Consider the following 17,440-nt stretch of genomic DNA (forward strand, 5'->3'; position numbering starts at 1 on the left):
CGAGCGCACGAATCGTCGTGCCGTGCCTGCGTAGCTGGATCATGCGGAGCTCCTCATGGGTCGGACAAGGCGCGCGCTCCATCCAGCCGGGGCCTCGGGCCCCAGCTGCTACCGCAAGTCCCGTGCTCTGCCCTGCGCGGGAGGTGGTACCGGATCAGCGAACGCCGAGCAGGTGCTCCATGGCCAGCTGGTCCAGCTTCTCGAACCCGAGACCGCGCTCGGCCAGCGCGTCCGGGTCGTACTTGTCGTTGCGGAGGTCTGCCAGGCTCTCACCCTCGGCCAGGGTGGGCTCGGACAACTCCGCGACCTTGGCCGCGGCGAGTGCCTCGGCCACCTCGGGGTCGGCGCGGAACGCCTTCACCTTCTCGCGCAGGATCAGGTAGTTCCGCATGCAGCCGCGGGCGGTCTCCCAGACGCCTTCCTCGTCCTCGGTCCGCGGCGGCTTGTAGTCGAAGTGCACGTAGCCGTCGTACCCGGGGCGGCCCTCGGTGCCCTGCAGCACGTCGACCGTCCAGAACGCCTCGCGCAGGTTGCCGGCGCCGAAGCGCAGGTCCTGGTCGAACCGCGGACCGTGCTGGCCGTTGAGGTCGATGTGGTACAGCTTCCCGTGCCACAGCGCCTGCGCGATCCCGTGCGCGTAGTTCAGGCCGGCCATCTGCTCGTGCCCGACCTCGGGATTGATGCCGACCAGCTCGGGGTCAGCCAGGTCGTTGATGAACGCGATCGCGTGGCCGATCGACGGCAGCAGGATGTCACCGCGCGGCTCGTTCGGCTTCGGCTCGATCGCGAACCGGATGTCGTAGCCCTGCTCCCGCACGTACGCGCACAGGATGTCGAGCGACTCCTTGTACCGGTCCAGGGCCGCGTTCACGTCCTTCGAACCACCGGACTCGGCCCCTTCGCGACCACCCCAGAGCACGTACGTCGTCGCACCCAGCTCGGCCGCCAGGTCGACGTTGCGCAGCACCTTCGCCAGCGCGTACCGGCGAACCTGACGGTCGTTGGCGGTCAGGCCGCCGTCCTTGAAGACCGGGTGGCTGAACAGGTTGGTGGTCATCATCTCGACACCCAGCCCGGTGTCGGCCAGCGCCTTCGTGAACCGTTCGAGCACCTGCCCGCGGGTCGGGTCGTCGGGGACCAGGTCGTCGTCGTGGAACGTGACCGCCGCGGCTCCCAGCTCCGCGAGCTTCTCGACCGCGTGCACCGGGTCCATCGCCGGCCGGACCGCCGTACCGAAGACGTCGACGCCCTGCCAGCCGATCGTCCAGAGACCGAACGAGAACTTGTCGTCCTTCGTCGGGGTGTAGCTGTTCATTGAGGAATCTCCTGCCATTGTCGGGAGGTCGAGCTGGCCTCGACCGCGGCCAGCACACGCTGGACCCGCAGCCCGTCGGCGAACGACGGTGTCGGATCGGCTCCATCGGCGATCGCGGTGACCAGGTCGACGACTTGATGGGTGAACCCGTGCTCGTAACCGAGCAGGTGGCCGGGCGGCCACCACGCTCCGACGTACGGGTGGGCGGACTCGGTGGCGAGGATGCGGCGGAATCCGGCGGTGGCCGCGTCCTCTCCTCCGTCGTAGAAGTGCAGGAGGTTCATGTCCTCGAAGTCGAACGCGAGGCTCCCCAGGCTGCCGTTGATCTCGATCCGGATAGCGTTCTTCCGGCCGGTCGCGAACCGGGTCGCCTCGAACACGCCGAGCGCCCCGGAGCCGAACTTCGCCAGGAAGACGGCCGCGTCGTCGACCGTCACCGGTCCGCGCTCGGCACCCGCCGTACCGGCCAGGCCGGAATGCTCGGCCGCGACCGGGCGCTCCTTGACGAACGTCTCGAGCTGACCGCTGACCTCGGCGATCCGGTCGCCGGTGATGTACTGCGTCAGGTCGATGATGTGCGCGCCGATGTCACCGAGCGCGCCGGAGCCGGCCTTCTCCTTGTCCAGCCGCCACGACAGCGGCGCCTCCGGATCGGCGATCCAGTCCTGCAGGTACTGCGCCCGGACGTGCCGGATCGTGCCCAGTCTGCCGTCGGCGACGAGCTGCCGCGCCAGCCCGATGGCCGGCACCCGGCGGTAGGTGAACCCGACCATCGACCTGATCCCCCTGGCCGCCGCCGCCTCGGCCGCGGCGGTCATCGCCTCGGCCTCCTCGACCGTGTTGGCCAGCGGCTTCTCGCACAGCACGTGCTTGCCGGCTTCCAAGGCGGCGATCGCGATCTCGGCGTGGCTGTCCCCCGGCGTGCAGACGTCGATCAGCTGGATGTCGTCGCGGCCGAGCAGCTTGCGCCAGTCGGTCTCGGTCTCCTGCCAGCCGAGCTTCGCCGCCGCGGCCGCGACCGCGTCGGGGGTGCGCCCGCAGAGCACGGTCATCTCGGGGTTCAGCGGCAGGTCGAAGAAGCGCGGCGCGCTCCGCCAGGCCTGCGAGTGGGCCGCGCCCATGAACGCGTAGCCGATCAGGCCGATGCCCAGGTTCGTCATAGCTCTCCTCTTAGCTCTCGAATGCGGTCGGCAGGTACTGGTCGACGTTGTCCTTGGTCACCACCGGCGCGTACAGCTGGATGGTCCGCGGCACCTCGACCTCCACCAGGTCGGCGAGGGCCTTCTTCTGCACCAGCAGCCGGGCCAGCCGGACACCGTCGGCGCCCTGCGTGGACGGGTAGATGACGGTCGCCTTCAGCAACGAGTTGCCGGCCTTGATGTCGCGCATCACGTTCGCCGAGCCGGCGCCGCCGACCACGAAGAACTCCTTGCGGCCGGAGTTCTTGATCGCCGCCATCACGCCGACCCCCTGGTCGTCGTCGTGGTTCCAGATCGCGTCGATCTTCGGCGCCGCCTGCAGCAGGTTGGCGGCCGCCCGCTCACCGGACTCGACGGTGAACTCGGCGGCGACCCGGTTGCTCACCTTCAGCCCGCAGTCGGCCAGCGCCTCCTTGAAGCCCCGGCTGCGGTCCTGGGTCAGCGGCAGCGAGTCGATGCCGGCGATCTCCGCGACCACCGAGTTCGCCTTGCCCTCCAACTGCTGGCAGACGTAGGTCCCGGCGGAGCGACCCATGCCGTAGTTGTCGCCGAGGATCGTGGTCCGGGCCGCGAACGGGCTGTCGAACTCACGGTCGACGTTCACCACGGTGATGCCGGCCTCCATCGCCTTGACCGCCACCGGGGTGAGCGCCGCGCCGTCGAACGGCAGCAGCACGATCGCGTCCACCTTCTGGTTGATGAACGTCTCCACCTGGCTGATCTGCAGGCTCACGTCGTTGGTGCCTTCGGCAACGATCAGCTCGATGTCGGGGTACTTCTTCGCCTCGGCCTGGGTGGCCTTGGTGATGGCGCCCATCCAGCCGTGGTCGGCGGCCGGCGCGGAGAACCCGATCCGGACCTTCTGGCCCGGCTCGTCGTTCTTGCCGGCCGCCGCGCCCTGCGGTGCGGCGTTGCCGCCGGTGTTCTCCTCGGCCTCCGGGGTGTTGCTTGTGCAGGCGGCCAGCGCGAGCACGCTCAGGCCGGCGATGATCAGCGTGCGGGCGGAACGTGTGGACATCGTTGTCCTCCTTCTCATTGGCGGGTCGTGCGGGCCGCGAAGATGCGGTCGCCTCCGGCGAGGCGCTGCTGGAGAAGGACGGCGATCACGATGATCAGGCCCTTCGCCACCGACTGGGCGGAGATACTCAGGTTGTTGAGGGTGAAGACGTTGTTCAGGGTGGTGAAGATCAGCACGCCGAACACGGTGCCGCCGATCGTCCCGCGACCGCCGGACAGCAGCGTGCCGCCGATGACCACGGCCGCGATCGCGTCCAGCTCGTACAACTGACCGTGGGTCGAGCTGCCGGTCGTCGTCCGGGCCATCAGCATCACCGCGGCGATGCCGCAGCACAGCCCGGCCAGGACGTACAGCGCGACGGTGTGCCGCTGCACCTTGATGCCGGCCAGCCGGGCGGCCTCGGCGTTGCCGCCGACGGCGAAGGTCCGGCGGCCGAACGTGGTCCGGTTGAGCACCACCCAGCCGGCCGCGGCGACCAGCAGGAAGATCCACACCAGCACCGGCAGCCCGATCAGCGAGCCGCCGAAGAAGTCGACGAAACCGTTCACCGAGACGATCTGCGTCTTCCGGTCGGAGATGATCTCGGCCAGGCCGCGGGCGGCGGCGAGCATCGCCAGGGTCGCGATGAACGGCACGATCTTGCCGTAGGCAACGAGCAGGCCGTTGACCAGGCCGGCCGCGGCGCCGACCAGCAGCGCGGTGGTGACCATCAGGATCCAGTGGTAGTCCTCGGCCAACTGCTGGGTCGCCAGCGTGGTCGCCCAGACCGACGCGAGCGCGACCATCGCACCGACGGACAGGTCGATCCCCCCGCTGGTGATGACGAAGGTCATGCCGATGCTGACCACGCCGATGACGGCGGCCAGGCGCAGGATGGTGAGCACGTTCGCACCGGTGGCGAACGTGTCCCCGGCGGTGACGACGCCGACCAGACAGAGCAGGACGAGCGCGACCACCAGGCCGACGTTGCGTCCGAGCCCCGACCTCAGCAGGTTGCCGGACCGCGGCGCCGCCGGCGGCGTGACCGTCGCCTGGGTCGACGCGGTTTGTTCGGGCGGGCGTGCGATGTCTTCACTCACAAGGCACTTCCTTCCATCACCAGGTCGAGCACCTGGTGCTCGTCGATGTCTTGCGCGGGTCCGCTGTACACGGCCCGTCCCTCCCGCAGTACGACGACCCGGTCGGCGAGACCGAGGACTTCCTCCACCTCGCTGGAGACCAGCACGATCGCGACCCCATTCGCGGCCAGTTTGTGGATCAGCGCGTAGATCTCGGACCGTGCGCCGACGTCGACTCCGCGCGTCGGTTCGTCGAGCAGCAGCACGCGGCAGTCCCGCAGCAGCCAGCGGGCCAGCACGACCTTCTGCTGGTTGCCGCCGGACAGGTTGCGCACGGGATGGTCGACGCCGGCCGGGCGAACGTCCAGGGACCTGGACAACTCGGCGGCCGCCTCCCGCTCGGCCCGGCCGTACAGGAACCCCCCGCTGGCGAACCGCTGCATGGACGACACCGTGATGTTCTTGTACACGGCCTCGTCCAGGAGCAGCGCCTGGCTCTTCCGCTCCTCCGGCGCCAGCCCGACACCCGCCTTCACGGCCGACTGCACCCGGCCCGGCCGCAGCGTGACGCCGTCGACGGTGACCGAACCGCCGGCCGCGCGCCGGGCGCCGTACACGGTCTCGAGGACTTCGGAACGCCCCGAGCCCACGAGTCCGGCCAGGCCGAGGATCTCGCCGGACCGGACGGTGAACCCGATCCCGGCGAACTCACCCGGCCGGGTCAGGTCGGCCACCTCGAGCACGACCGGCGCCGTACTGAGGATCTCGCGCCGGGGCGGGAAGACGTACTCGATCGAGCGGCCCGTCATCAACCGGATGAGTTCCCTGGTCGGCGTCTTTCGGGCGTCCAGCCCGGTGGCGACGGTGGCGCCGTCCTTCAGCACGGTGACGCGGTCGCCGATCTGCCGGATCTCCTCCAGCCGGTGCGAGATGTAGACGACGGCGACGCCGCGGGCGGTGAGGTCGCGGATGACCCGGAACAGGTTGGCGACCTCCTCGGGATCGAGGACGGCGGACGGCTCGTCCATCACGATCAGCCGGGCGTCGCGCGACAGCGCCCGCGCCATGCTGACCACCTGCTGCCCGGCGGCCGGCAGCGACCCGACCGTGCGGTGTGCCGGGATCTCGCCGTGGCCCAGTCCCCGGAGGATCTCGCGGGCCCGGGCGGTCGCCTCGTGCCTGCGGCTGAAGCCGAACCGGGCCGGCTCGTGGCCGAGGAAGATGTTCTCGGCGACCGTCAGCTCGGGGACCAGGTCGAGCTCCTGGTAGATCGCCGCGATGCCGCGCTGGATCGCGTCCGTCGGGCTGTTGAACCGCACCGGCTCGCTGTTGATCCGGACGGTGCCGGCGTCCGGCTGGTGCGCACCGGTCAGCACCCGGATGAGCGTGGACTTGCCGGCGCCGTTCTGGCCGAGCAGGCAGTGCACTTCGCCGGCGCGGACGTCCAGGTCGACCCCGTCGAGCGCCCGGACCCCCGGGAACTCCTTGACGATGCCGGTCATGGTCAGCAGATCGGACATGCGGCCTCCCGGCCTGGACTGAGGAGCGGGCGGAGCGCAGCGACCGCAGCGACGAGGCAAGGCCGGGAGTCACAGCCGCATGACCGGCCGCGCGGCAGCGTGGCCTGGGACTCGGTCATTGGGCGACTCCGGTTCCGGCCCGGCCGATCACCGTCGGGTCGACGAAGACCTGGTCGAGTGAGATCTGCGCTCCGCCGCGGACCGCCGCGGTGAAGCCGAGCTCCGAGCGGACCACGCGGCAGCCGCCGCCGTCCGGGGCGATCACGCGGTCGCGGATCGCCGTCTCCAGCGGTTCCTCCAGCCACGGCCCGAGGACGGCGAAGTAGCCGCCGAGCACGAGCACGTCCGGGTTCAGGATGTTCACCAGGATCGCTCCCCCAATCCCCAGCCAGGTTCCGACGTCCTTCAGCGCGGTCAGCGTCCGGGGCTCCCCCGCCTCGGCCCGCGCGATGATCTCGGCCAGCCGTCGTTCGACGTCGAGCGACGGATCGCGGACTGGATCGTCCCCGTCCGTTGCCTGGTGCAACAGTGCGGTCAGGCCCACGACGGTCTCCCAGCAGCCGGTCCGGCCGCAGCCGCAGGTGCGGCCCTCCGGCGCGACCGGCATGTGCCCGACCTCGCCGCTGTACCCGCGTCCGCCGCGCAGCAGGTGCCCGTTGGACACCATCCCGCCGCCGACACCGACCGCGCCGGTGAGCAGGACGAGATCCTGGACCGGTTCGACCTTTCGCAGCTCCGAGTACGCCGCCCGCGCGGCGAGGTTCGCCTCGTTGTCGACATGCAGCGGGTACGATGGTCCACCCAACCGTTCGCGCATCTCCCGGATCACCGGAACCTCGCCCCACCCCAGGTTCGGGGCCAGCTTCAGCTCGCCGGTGTCGCCCTGGACCAGACCCGGTACCGCCAGGGTCACGCCGGCGACCTGTCCGCCGCGGGCGTCGACGGCCGCGACGGCCTCACGGATCAGGCCGGCCAGGCGGTCGAGCGTCGTACCGGGGTCGAGATGGGCCGCGTCCAGCGGGACCCGTCGCTCGCTGACCGTGTCGCCGGTCAGGTCGAGAGCGGTGACGGCGAGATAGTCGACGTTGACCTCGGCGCCGACACCGCAGACACCGGTGCCGTCCAGCTCGACGAGCTGACCGGGCCGGCCGAGGGCACGGGTGGAGTCGGCCGGGCCTTCGCGGAGCAGTCCACGCCCGACCAGCTCGGCGACCAGGCTGCTGACGGTGGCCTTGTTCAGGCCGGTGTCGGCGGCGATCCGGGCCCGCGACCGCGGGCCGAGGTCGCGGACGTGCCGGAGGACGACCGAGAGGTTGTTCCGGCGCAGCGATACGTGGTCGGCGGCGACGCCGCGGCCGCCGGAACGGCTGCCTCCGGTCAACGTCATGCGCCCCACCTCACCGATTTGTGAGCTCAGTCACAGACTTTGTCTGTTGAACCAACAAACTAAGTACGGCCGGAGACGGCGTCAAGATGTTGCAGAGAAGTTCTCACGGACGCTAGCGGGCAAACGCTCTCTTTGGCCAGGGTGGCGTGGTTCCGGAACTTACGCAGCCGCCGTCCAGCGCTTGCGCGAAGTGCAGAGCGTTTCTACCTTCGCGACTTCTCCTGTCCGCCGGCGACGTGGTCGGAAAGCCACCGTCGATACCGGGCCGGGTGTTTCACCCGGGTGACCTCCAGCCCGGGCACCGTCGCCACGGCGACCTGATGTGCCGGCAGTTCGACAACTCACCCGGGTCGGCGTGCAGGGCCTCTCCAGCTGTGTTCAACGAGTACAACGAGAGCAACCACCAGATCGCGAAGACCGCCGAGTTCCGTTCGGGTCTCCGCCGGCACCAGTGCGGCCGACAGCGCCGAACGATCGCCTAGAACAGTTCGAGGCTGTCGGATGCCAGCGTGATGACGGCGTCGTCGAGGTAGAGGCGGCAGGCGATCGCGTGACCGGCGCAGGTGAACAGGGCCGGGCCGGCCGCGTCGACGACGCGGTAGGCGACCGGGTGCTCGCAGCGCTCGACCGCGCCCTCGTTCTCGCGGTCGCAGCCGAGTACGTGGCAGGTGACGGTCTCGCCGATGTTCATCAAGGTGAGACCGTGCTCCGGGCAGACGCCCCAGCCGACGCCGCACGACTGGCCTTCGTTCGCGGCCAGCCGGATCAGGCTGCCCGCGGTCGCCTCCAGTTCGTTCGCCACCGACCGGAACGTGCTGGCGGCGTGGTCGAGGTCGTGGCGGAAACGCCGCAGCTGTGGCGACTCCGGCATCCCGCGAGTGGCCGCCTGGAGGTTCTCCGACAGCGCCATCGCGGCGACGGCGATCTCGTCGACCCGGACCGGGGTGTTGAACTCGCCGAGCGTCGTACCGTCCGCCCGGCCGTTGGTGCGTGCGGGCGATGGTTCGGGGGCGTCCTCGGGTGGCGGGTCCAGATGGTTCAGGTGAGGCTCTGGTTGCGGACCGTGACCGTTGGTCCCGTTCGCCGCCGCGGTCCCGTTCACCGGGAGCCGGCTCTCCTGCGCTGTCCGCCCGTTCATACAGCCTCACTCGTCAACTGCCTGGCCATCGCCATGCCCGCCCCCTGATGTGCCTCCGGTGGCCGATCGTCCCATGTTCCCGGCGCTCCCGACCAGAGGAAATCACCCAGCGTCACCCACTGCTCCCCCTCACTTGCGCACCGCTACGATCCGCCCCCGACCACGGGCAGGTTCCCCACTCTGCGTCGGCATAGTCACACGCTCGGCATTCCTCAACGCTGCTTTAACATTTCGGCACGTACGGTCACGAGGGGATCGCACCCAGGTGCCGTCGGCTGACCGTCTGCCCCTACCCACGACACCGGCTGTTGCAGCAACTGACATCCGCGGCACGCGGCGATCCGGATCAGACCTCTGGCATACTCCGGGCACTGTTCCTTGAGACCCTTGGGGGGGTCCCCTTGTCCGTCCGTCCTGCTCAACTCCTGCGCCTGGGCCTGCCCGCGGCGATGGTCGCCGCGACACTGGTGGCGGTCACCGGCTCGTCCGGCACCGCCGAGGTGTCCGCCGGGACCCGCCCGTTCCCGGCCAACCTCCGCCCCGAGAGGGCGAGCGGACCCGCGTACGACGCCAAGTCCGTGATCGTGCAGTTCAAGCCCACGGCGACCACGTCGGCCCGCAAGGCCGCGCTGTCCCGGGTCAGGGGCACACCAGACGTCTCGGTCACCTCGGACGTGGTCACCGTCACCGGGGACGTGCCGGCCGCCGAGTTGCTGAAGAAGGTCAACGCCGACCCCGCCGTCGAACTGGCCTCCCTCAACTACCTCCGGCGCAAGTCCGCCACCCCGAACGACTGGCTCTACCGGAACTACCAGAAGTACCTGCCGTACGTCCGGGTCAACCAGGCTTGGGACCTGACCCGGTCGGCCGGCAGCCAGACCGTCGCCGTCCTGGACACCGGTGTCGACGCCGGTCACCCGGACCTGGCCGGCCACCTGCTGCCCGGTTACAACACCTTCAACACCGCCTTGCCGCCGAACGACGGCGACGGGCACGGAACGTCGGTCACCGGCATCATCGCGGCCGGCACCAGCAACACCATCGGCATCGCCGGGGTGGCCTGGAACGCGAAGGTCCGGCCGGTGAAGGTGCTCGACGACAACGGCAACGGCAGCGACGCGAACGTCATCAACGGCATCAACTGGGCGGTCCGCAACGGTGCCCGGGTGATCAACATGTCGCTCGGCGGCGACGGCGACAACCCGGTCCTGCACACCGCGATCAAGAACGCGGTCGCGAAGGGTGTCGTGCTGGTGGCCGCCTCCGGCAACACCGGCGTCTCGGCTCCGCACTACCCGGCGGCGTACCCGGAGGTGCTCTCGGTCGGCGCGACCAGCTGGTACGGCGCCCTGACGGAGTTCAGCACGTACGGCGACACGGTCGACATCGCGGCTCCCGGCTTCGACATCACCAGCACGGCTCCCAGGGCGAAGACGCCGGCCGGGTACGACCCGTACTGGCTCGGCCTGTCGGGAACGTCGTTCTCGTCGCCGATCGTCGCGGGTGTCGCGGCGCTGGTGCGGAACAAGTGGCCCTCGTTCACCCCGGCCCAGGTGATGGCCCGGCTGAAGGCGACCGCCCGCGACGCCGGACCGCGCGGCATCGATCCGTACTACGGCGCCGGCATGCTGGACGCGTACGCCGCCCTCGGCGGCAAGTGGACCACCGACTTCCCGGTGGCCGGTGCCGACGGCAACGACCAGCCGTCCCGGGCGGTCGCGCTGACGAGCTCGGCGAGCTCCACCTTCGGGGTGGAGGGCGACGTCGACTGGTACCGGGTCGACTCCCCCGCGGCCCGCAACCTCGCGGTGTCGCTCACCTGACCGGAGTACAACCTCGAGTACCCGGTGAACATCGGCCCGCGGATCGACGTGTACAACGCCGACCTGGAGTCGCTGGGAAGCGCGGTCAACCCGTACCCGGCGAACCCGAACGTGCCCGCACCACTGACCGCGACCGCCAACGTCAGCGTCGCCGCCGGCACGACGTACATCGCCGTTCGCAACGACAACGGCTCGCGGGACACGCGCAAGTACACCTTGACCTTCAGCGAGGAAGGCACGGGCGGAAGCGAGCCCGAGACCGACTATCCCGTGCGCGACGTCGCGCCGGCCGACCTCTCGGCGGGTGCACCGGTCGCCACCAAGCCGTCGGTGACGTTCGCTCGGGCAATGCTCGCGAGCAGCGTGACGGCGAGCACGGTCCGGTTGGTGAACGGCAGGACCGGTGCCACCGTCGGTGCCACGGTTGCCTACGACGACGCGACCCGGAAGGCCGTGCTCACGCCGACCGCGCCGCTGCTCGACAACCAGCCGTACCGGATCGTCGTCAGCGAGGTCCAGGAGGCCGGCGGTGCGTCGCTCGCCCCGTTCAGCAGCGTGTTCACGACGGTCGACCTGGCACCGTCGGCCCCGGTGTTCGATGCCGGCGGCGCCTATCTGGCCGCGAACCTGGCGTGGAAGCTCGGGCCGATGTCGGATCTCGACCAGGTGATCGTGCGCCGCAACGCGAACAGCAGGGTACCGACCCTGACCACGGGCACGCTCGTCTACGCCGGGACGGCGACCGCCTTCAAGAACACCGGCCTCGCGCAAGGTGTCACGTACACCTTCGCGGCCTGGGTGAAGGACCGTAGCGGGAAGGTCAGCCCGGTCGCTGTGACTCGGCTGCTCGGGATGAAGACCGGCATCAGGCTGAGCACGACAGCGGTCAGCTACGGCGGCTCGGTCCTGATCAAGGGCAGCACGTACCGGATCGACAACGTGGCCTACGCCGGCCTGCCGGTCAACCTGTACGTGCGGCCGAAGAACGGCACCAGGTTCACCCTGCTGGCGGCGCTGAAGTCGTCGTCGAAGGGGACGATGTCGTTCGTGCACAAGCCGGCGGTGTCGTCGGTGTACATGCTGACGTTCCCCGGCAACGCCGACCTGATGGGGACCCGGACGCCGGACGTCACCACGCAGGTGACGCCGACGATCTCGGCCACGCTGGCGCCGGCCTCGATCAGGCTGGGCCAGGTGACGAGGTTCAGCGGGTACGTCGCTCCGGTGCACGCCGGCCAGTACGTCTATCTGCAGCAGTACGGCAACAAGGTGTGGAAGTCGATCGCCTGGATGAAGCTGAGTGCCTGGGGCGGGTACGCGTTCGGCATCAAGCCGGCCGTCCGCGGACAGATCGCCTACCGCGTCTGGTTCCCGGGCGACGCCGACCACACGCAGGTGTACACGGTGAACAAGATCCTGACGATCAGCTGACCTCCTGAGCCGGCACGCCCCGGGCTGGTGGCCGGGGCGTGCCGCTGTCGTCGGGCACAGGTTTCAGGGGGCGTAGTGCTGGACCGCGCCTCCCCTGGAGAGATCGACCAACGTGTGCGCGAGGTCGTTGGCCTCAGCCAGCACCTCGCCGAGATCCAGCGTGGTGAGCCGGCGATCGCGAACGACGACCTCACCGGCCACCAGGACCGTGACGACGTCGGACGAACGCACCGAGTAGACCAGGGCCGCTCTGGGATCGTGGATCGGCCGGCAGTGCGGCCCGAAGAGATCGACCAGAGCGATGTCGGCCTGGCGGCCCGGCTCCAGCGCGCCGACCTGATCGGCGAGCCCGGCGGCCGCGGCACCACCTCTCGTGGCCAGGCGGAGAGTATCGGAGACGTTCATCCACTCGGCGTCCTGCTCACGTTGCTTCTGTGTCAGCGCGACCATCCGCAGCGCCTCCCAGACATCCAGCGTGTTGTGGACGGCGGCTCCGTCCGTGCCGATGCCGATTCGGATGCCGACGGACTGCAGGCCTTTGATAGGCGTGACCGTACCCATGGCGAGCTTGAGGTAGACCTTCGGGCAACTGGCGACCGTGACGCGGTCGGCGTACTGCCCGAGGATCCGCAGATCGGCGTCGCGGATGCCGCAGCCGTGGGCGATGAGCGCGCCCGCGTCGAGCACGCCGGTGCGCTCGAGGACCTGCACCGGCGTCACGCCGAGGCGGTCGACGGACGACTGCGTCTGGTCGTCGGTCTCGGCGGCATGCAGGTGGATCCGGAAGCCTTCCGCCCGCGCGATCTCCGCCGTACGGCGCAGGTCGTCGTCGCCGACCGTGTAGGTCGCGTGCGGCCCCAGGCTGGCGGTGACCCGCGGCCCGACCGTGCGGAGGTCGCGCGCCGTGGCGATCGCGGCGTCGACGGCCTCGGCGCCGGCAGACGAGAAGAACGTGGGCGCGAGGTCGGCGCGGATCCCGGACTCGACGGCCGCTGCGGCGATCTGGTCGGCGTGGAAGTAGTGGTCGACGAACGTGGTCACGCCGGCCAGCAACATCTCCGCGCACGCGAGCCGGGCACCGACCCGGACCCGCTCCGGCGTCAGGTTCACCTCCATCGGCCAGATCCGCTGGTTGAACCAGTCCTCGATCGACAGGTCCTCCGCCGCCCCGCGCATCATCACCATCGGACTGTGCGTGTGCGAGTTCACCAATCCAGGCACCGCCACCAGTCCGGTCCCGTCGATCACCTCCCCGTCCGCGCCTCCGGGCGATGCGCCGGGCGACGCGCTGGGAGTCGGCGCCGCGGACGACGCGGTGGGAGCCGCGCGGAAAGGTGTCCCGGTGGGTGTGATGGCCGCGATCCGGTCGTCCTGGACGTGGATGTCCCGCCCTTCGTCGACCCGGCACTCGCCGGACTCGGGCACGATCAGAACCGAGACGTTGCGGATCAGGTACGACATCCGTCCTCCAGTCGGGTCGACGTACCCGCAGTCTCGTGCATCCGCCGGGCCATGCGGAGAGGCCGCAGGTCAGATCCCGGGGCGCGTGAAGGTCAGATGCGTGACTCCGCTGGGCGCGGAGATGGTCTCGACCCGGTAGTCGCTCTCGACACCCTCCAGCCCGTCCCAGAGCCGTACGCCGCGACCGAGCACGATCGGCACCACGACGACGTGCAGGTAGTCGACCAGCCCGGCGGCCAGGAAGTCGCGGATCAGCGTGGGACCTCCCCCGAGGCGTACGTCCTTGCCGCCCGCCGCTTCACGGGCCGCCTCGAGTGCCTCGACCGGGGACACGTCGAGGAAGTGGTAGGTCGTCCCGCCTTCCATCTCGATCGACGGTCGCGGGTGATGGGTGAGGATGAATGTCGGGGTGTGGAACGGCGGATTGGGTCCCCAGGCGCCCTTCCAGTCCGGCTCCTCATGCCATCCCGGGTGGCCGAACTTGCCGGCGCCCATGATCTCGGCGCCGATTCCCTGATCGTGCTGCCGGACGAAGGCATCGTCCACACCGCCGCTCCCACCGGCCTCCCACGACCGGGTGGCGAACATCCATTCGTGCAGCCGGTCCCCGGCGTGACCGAAGTGTGCGTCGCGGCTCTGTCCCTCCCCGGTGCCGTAGCCGTCGAGTGAGATGGAGAAGTTGTGCACGCGGGCGAGTGACATGGCGCTGCTCCTTGGTCGCGGTGGGTGACCGTGTCGTGGTCGTGCTCTTGAGCGTGCCCGTAGCAGACCCATGGCGTCCAATGCCAGTTCACACGCCGAATCATCAAGAAAGTTGATACCTGCCGACCACCGAGCCCTCTACTTATGGGAACACCTGTTCGAATCTCGGGTATGCTGGGGGTATGGCGGGTGACCTTCAGGGCTCGTTGCTCGATGCGTTCGAGGATCCTGCGCTGGGCCCGGTGGCAGCGGTCCAGCGCACGGACCTGGGCCGCGGCGCGTGGATCGACGTACTGCGGCGGTGGCTGACCGGGGCGGATCAGGTGTACGAGCGGTTGGCGCGGGATGTTCCGTGGCAGGCCGAGCGGCGGCAGATGTACGACCGGGTCGTCGACGTGCCGCGACTGCTGTGCTTCTACGGGGAGAACGAGGAGCTTCCGCTGCCGATCCTGGACGAGGCTCGTGACCTGCTCAGCGCGCACTACGCCGGCGAACTGGGTGAGCCGTTCCGCACCGCCGGCCTGTGCTTCTACCGCGACGGCCGCGACAGCGTCGCCTGGCACGGCGACCGCATCGGCCGTGGCAACCACGAGGACACGATGGTGGCCATCCTCTCCGTCGGCGAACCGCGCGTGCTCGCGCTGCGACCCCGCCCCGGCGCCTCCACCGGCCCGGTCGGCTCGACCGTCCGCTACCCGCTCGGCCACGGGGACCTCATCGTCATGGGTGGCTCCTGCCAACGCACCTGGGAACACGCCATCCCCAAGGCCTCCGGCCACATCGGACCTCGCATCAGCATCCAGTTCCGCCCGCGCGGCGTCCGCTGACCCGGCCATGTCAGGCCGCCGCCACGGCTGGGCGAAGTGGCTCGTAGATGTGCTGAGGGGTGGCTACGTAGAAGCCCAGCAGAGGCACCTGGGCGGCTTGGCAGGTCCGGGTGGCCGCGGTGGCCCACTCGGTGTCCAGGGCGGGCAAGGTGGGTGGACCCGGGCGCCCGAGGGCGAGCAGCATCGTGGTGCCGGGGGCCGTGCGGACGGCGGGCATGATCGGGGTCAAGGCCGAGGTGCACAAGTCACCGGCGGCCAGCGAACGACCCTGGTGTTCGAACTCCGACGGCAGGTCGACGGCGAGGGCCGCGCGGTACCGGGTGTCCTGGTCGCACAGGACGACGGTGAACGTGCCGCGGTGGCGGTCGCCGAGACTCACCAGGAGGTCGACGACGTCCGTGGCGAGGCAGGGATCGGAGAGTGGATGGTCGGTCCAGGTCGGTGGCAGGTCTTGGAAGCTCATACCTACAAAGTGCCGTTGTCCCGTCCCCCGATCCGAGTTGTCCACAGTCCAAATTGGCCCAACATCTGAGCGCAGAAGTGGATCTACCTGCTGGGCCGCCACGCTCCTAGGCTCGAACCATACCGAGTCAAGGGAGACCACGATGAGCATCACCGCCCGCCGCCTGCGCAGCGGCCGCGACAGCGTTCTCCCGCCGGCCGGCGCGCCCCGGAACCTGGCGATGGCACAACTCGCCAACTCGGTCGGCGACGGCGCGTTCATCGTCACCAGCGCATTGTTCTTCACCCGCGTAGTCGGCCTCTCGACGGCCGAGGTCGGGCTCGGCCTGACGGTCGCCTGGCTGGTGGGGTTTCTGATGGGCGTCCCGCTGGGCAACCTCGCCGACCGTCAGGGCGCCCGCGGCGTCGCGGTCCTGCTCGCCCTGACGACGGCGGCGTCCGTCGGCAGCTTCCTGGTCGTCCGGAGCTTCCCGCTGTTCCTGATCGCGGCGATCGTCTACGCGACCAGTCAGACCGGCCTCACCGCCGCCCGCCAGGCCTTGCTGGCCGGCCTGGTGCAGCCGTCGGAGCGCACCCGGATCCGAGCCTTCCTCCAGTCCACGGTGAACGCCGGACTCGCGGTCGGCGCGGGCCTCGGCGGCATCGCTTTGCACTACGACACCGAGACGGCGTACCTGGTCGTCTTCGGGCTCGACGCTCTCAGCTTCATGATCGCGGCCCGGCTGATCCATCGCGTCCCCCGGGTGGCCGTGAGCACCCGGGTCAAGGGTGAGCCGCGGCTCGCCGTCCTGCACGACCGCCCGTACGCCGTCCTCGCGCTGCTGAACGCGATCATGCTGCTCTTCATGCCGCTCCTCAGCCTGGTCGTCCCGCTGTGGATCGTCACCCGCACCAATGCACCCGACTGGGTCGTGGCATCGCTGCTGATCGTCAACACCCTCGGTGTGACCCTCTTCCAGGTGCGGATCGCCCGCGCCGTCCACGACCTCCGCACGGCTACCCGCTCGATCCGGTACGCCGGCGTCGCGATGCTGGCCGCGTGCGCGGTGTTCGCGACCTCGGCCGCGGACATGGCCGGGTCGACGGCGGCCGTCGTCCTGGTCGGCGGAGCAGCCCTGCTGACCTTCGGCGAGATGAAACTGGCCTCGGGCGCGTGGGAGATCAGCTTCGGACTGGCACCGGCTGACAAGCAAGGGCAGTACCAGGGCTTCTTCGGCACGGGCCCGGCGATCGCCCGGATGCTGGGTCCGGCGTTGCTGACCACCGTCGTCCTGGGCTGGGGCCCGATCGGCTGGATCGCGGTGGGTGCGCTGTTCCTGGGGACCAGTTGCGCAACTGGTCTCGCCGTACGATGGGCCGCACGGACAAGGGCCGTCGACGAGGACGCCCTGCCGTTGCCGGCAAAGGAGAACGCCGCCTGATGGAGATCCCCGGACTGGTCGAGATCACGACGCACGACGAGCTGCGGGAGGTCGTGCCGCCGCCACTGGCCGCCGCCGCGGGCAAGACCCGCAAGGCGCTGCACGAGCTGGACCGGCAGTGGCTGGCCGCCTCCCCGTTCTGCCTGATCGCCACCTCGGCGGCCGACGGCACCTGCGACGTCTCGCCCAAGGGCGACCCGGCCGGATTCACCACAATCCTCGACGACCGCACCATCGCCATCCCGGAGCGCGCGGGCAACCGCCGGGTGGACGGGTTCGCCAACATCCTCACGAACCCGCACGTCGGGCTGATCTACTTCATCCCCGGCCGTGGTGACACGCTGCGGGTCAACGGACGGGCGCGGATCGTCCGGGAGGCGCCGTTCTTCGACGAGATGATCGTCCGCGGCAACCGTCCGCAACTGGCGCTGCTGGTGGAGATCGAGGAGGTCTTCCACCACTGCTCGAAGTCGTTCCTCCGCTCGCAGCTGTGGAAGCCCGGCACCTGGGACCCCGACGCGGTGCCCAGCCGCCCGCGGATCGCGAAGGCGCTGGAACGCCAGGACGACGACCTGGCCGAGCTGGCGACGTACTACGGCCCGGCGTACGAGGAGAAGATCTATAAAGTCAAGTACTGAACTACCGCCGTGGGAGCAGGCGCGGATACTCCGTGGCGAC

General features: G+C 69.9%; 15 protein-coding genes. 5 read left to right on the forward strand and 10 right to left on the reverse strand.

Annotated elements, in window-relative coordinates; translation table 11 throughout:
* Nucleotides 1–154: 154 nt before the first annotated feature.
* From xylA to E1218_RS02220, 7 genes are all read right to left on the reverse strand, one after another.
* Nucleotides 155–1,315, reverse strand: coding sequence for a xylose isomerase (xylA, locus tag E1218_RS02185; RefSeq protein WP_132315640.1), 1,161 nt, complete (start codon nt 1,313–1,315; stop codon nt 155–157).
* Nucleotides 1,312–2,475 carry a Gfo/Idh/MocA family protein gene (locus E1218_RS02190; RefSeq protein WP_132315642.1) on the reverse strand — a complete coding sequence of 388 codons (1,164 nt, stop codon included), beginning with the start codon at nt 2,473–2,475 and terminating at the stop codon, nt 1,312–1,314. Before E1218_RS02190 ends, xylA begins: the two co-directional genes overlap by 4 nt.
* 10 nt (nt 2,476–2,485) lie before the next feature.
* Nucleotides 2,486–3,532: a substrate-binding domain-containing protein gene (locus E1218_RS02195; protein ID WP_132315644.1), complete on the reverse strand. Its 1,047-nt coding sequence runs from the start codon at nt 3,530–3,532 to the stop codon at nt 2,486–2,488.
* A 14-nt stretch (nt 3,533–3,546) separates the two neighbouring features.
* Nucleotides 3,547–4,611, reverse strand: a complete 1,065-nt coding sequence (locus E1218_RS02200; RefSeq protein WP_233711944.1) for an ABC transporter permease — start codon at nt 4,609–4,611, stop codon at nt 3,547–3,549.
* Nucleotides 4,608–6,110, reverse strand: a complete 1,503-nt coding sequence (locus E1218_RS02205) for a sugar ABC transporter ATP-binding protein (RefSeq protein WP_132315646.1) — start codon at nt 6,108–6,110, stop codon at nt 4,608–4,610. The genes E1218_RS02200 and E1218_RS02205 overlap by 4 nt, the downstream gene beginning before the upstream one ends.
* 115 nt (nt 6,111–6,225) lie before the next feature.
* The gene (locus E1218_RS02210; protein WP_132315648.1) at nt 6,226–7,497 is read right to left on the reverse strand and encodes an ROK family transcriptional regulator; all 1,272 of its coding nucleotides are present in this window, start codon (nt 7,495–7,497) and stop codon (nt 6,226–6,228) included.
* A gap of 478 nt (nt 7,498–7,975) precedes the next feature.
* Nucleotides 7,976–8,635: a hypothetical protein gene (locus E1218_RS02220; protein WP_132315650.1), complete on the reverse strand. Its 660-nt coding sequence runs from the start codon at nt 8,633–8,635 to the stop codon at nt 7,976–7,978.
* A gap of 401 nt (nt 8,636–9,036) precedes the next feature.
* Here E1218_RS02220 and E1218_RS36935 point away from each other — a divergent pair, with 401 nt between their 5' ends.
* Nucleotides 9,037–10,458, forward strand: a complete 1,422-nt coding sequence (locus E1218_RS36935; protein WP_233711945.1) for a S8 family serine peptidase — start codon at nt 9,037–9,039, stop codon at nt 10,456–10,458.
* Between the two features lie 24 nt (nt 10,459–10,482).
* Nucleotides 10,483–11,889: an Ig-like domain-containing protein gene (locus tag E1218_RS36940; RefSeq protein ID WP_233711946.1), complete on the forward strand. Its 1,407-nt coding sequence runs from the start codon at nt 10,483–10,485 to the stop codon at nt 11,887–11,889.
* A 63-nt stretch (nt 11,890–11,952) separates the two neighbouring features.
* Here E1218_RS36940 and E1218_RS02230 read toward each other — a convergent pair whose 3' ends face one another.
* Both E1218_RS02230 and E1218_RS02235 read right to left on the reverse strand, forming a co-directional pair.
* Nucleotides 11,953–13,350, reverse strand: coding sequence for an amidohydrolase (locus tag E1218_RS02230; RefSeq protein WP_132315652.1), 1,398 nt, complete (start codon nt 13,348–13,350; stop codon nt 11,953–11,955).
* A 69-nt stretch (nt 13,351–13,419) separates the two neighbouring features.
* Entirely contained in the window at nt 13,420–14,052 is a 633-nt protein-coding gene (locus E1218_RS02235) for a dihydrofolate reductase family protein (RefSeq protein ID WP_132315654.1), read from the reverse strand.
* A 182-nt stretch (nt 14,053–14,234) separates the two neighbouring features.
* Here E1218_RS02235 and E1218_RS02240 point away from each other — a divergent pair, with 182 nt between their 5' ends.
* Nucleotides 14,235–14,879 carry an alpha-ketoglutarate-dependent dioxygenase AlkB gene (locus E1218_RS02240; RefSeq protein WP_132315656.1) on the forward strand — a complete coding sequence of 215 codons (645 nt, stop codon included), beginning with the start codon at nt 14,235–14,237 and terminating at the stop codon, nt 14,877–14,879.
* A 10-nt stretch (nt 14,880–14,889) separates the two neighbouring features.
* Here the strand turns inward: E1218_RS02240 and E1218_RS02245 are convergent, their stop codons facing one another.
* Entirely contained in the window at nt 14,890–15,342 is a 453-nt protein-coding gene (locus E1218_RS02245; RefSeq protein WP_132315658.1) for a hypothetical protein, read from the reverse strand.
* A 142-nt stretch (nt 15,343–15,484) separates the two neighbouring features.
* On the opposite strand from E1218_RS02245, the gene E1218_RS02250 reads away from it, so the two are divergent.
* Entirely contained in the window at nt 15,485–16,762 is a 1,278-nt protein-coding gene (locus E1218_RS02250; protein WP_132315660.1) for an MFS transporter, read from the forward strand.
* The gene (locus E1218_RS02255) at nt 16,762–17,400 is read left to right on the forward strand and encodes a pyridoxamine 5'-phosphate oxidase family protein (RefSeq protein ID WP_132315662.1); all 639 of its coding nucleotides are present in this window, start codon (nt 16,762–16,764) and stop codon (nt 17,398–17,400) included. Before E1218_RS02250 ends, E1218_RS02255 begins: the two co-directional genes overlap by 1 nt.
* The last annotated feature ends 40 nt before the right edge of the window (nt 17,401–17,440 follow it).

This window comes from Kribbella turkmenica, from assembly GCF_004348725.1.
In the GTDB taxonomy this organism is placed as follows: domain Bacteria; phylum Actinomycetota; class Actinomycetes; order Propionibacteriales; family Kribbellaceae; genus Kribbella; species Kribbella turkmenica.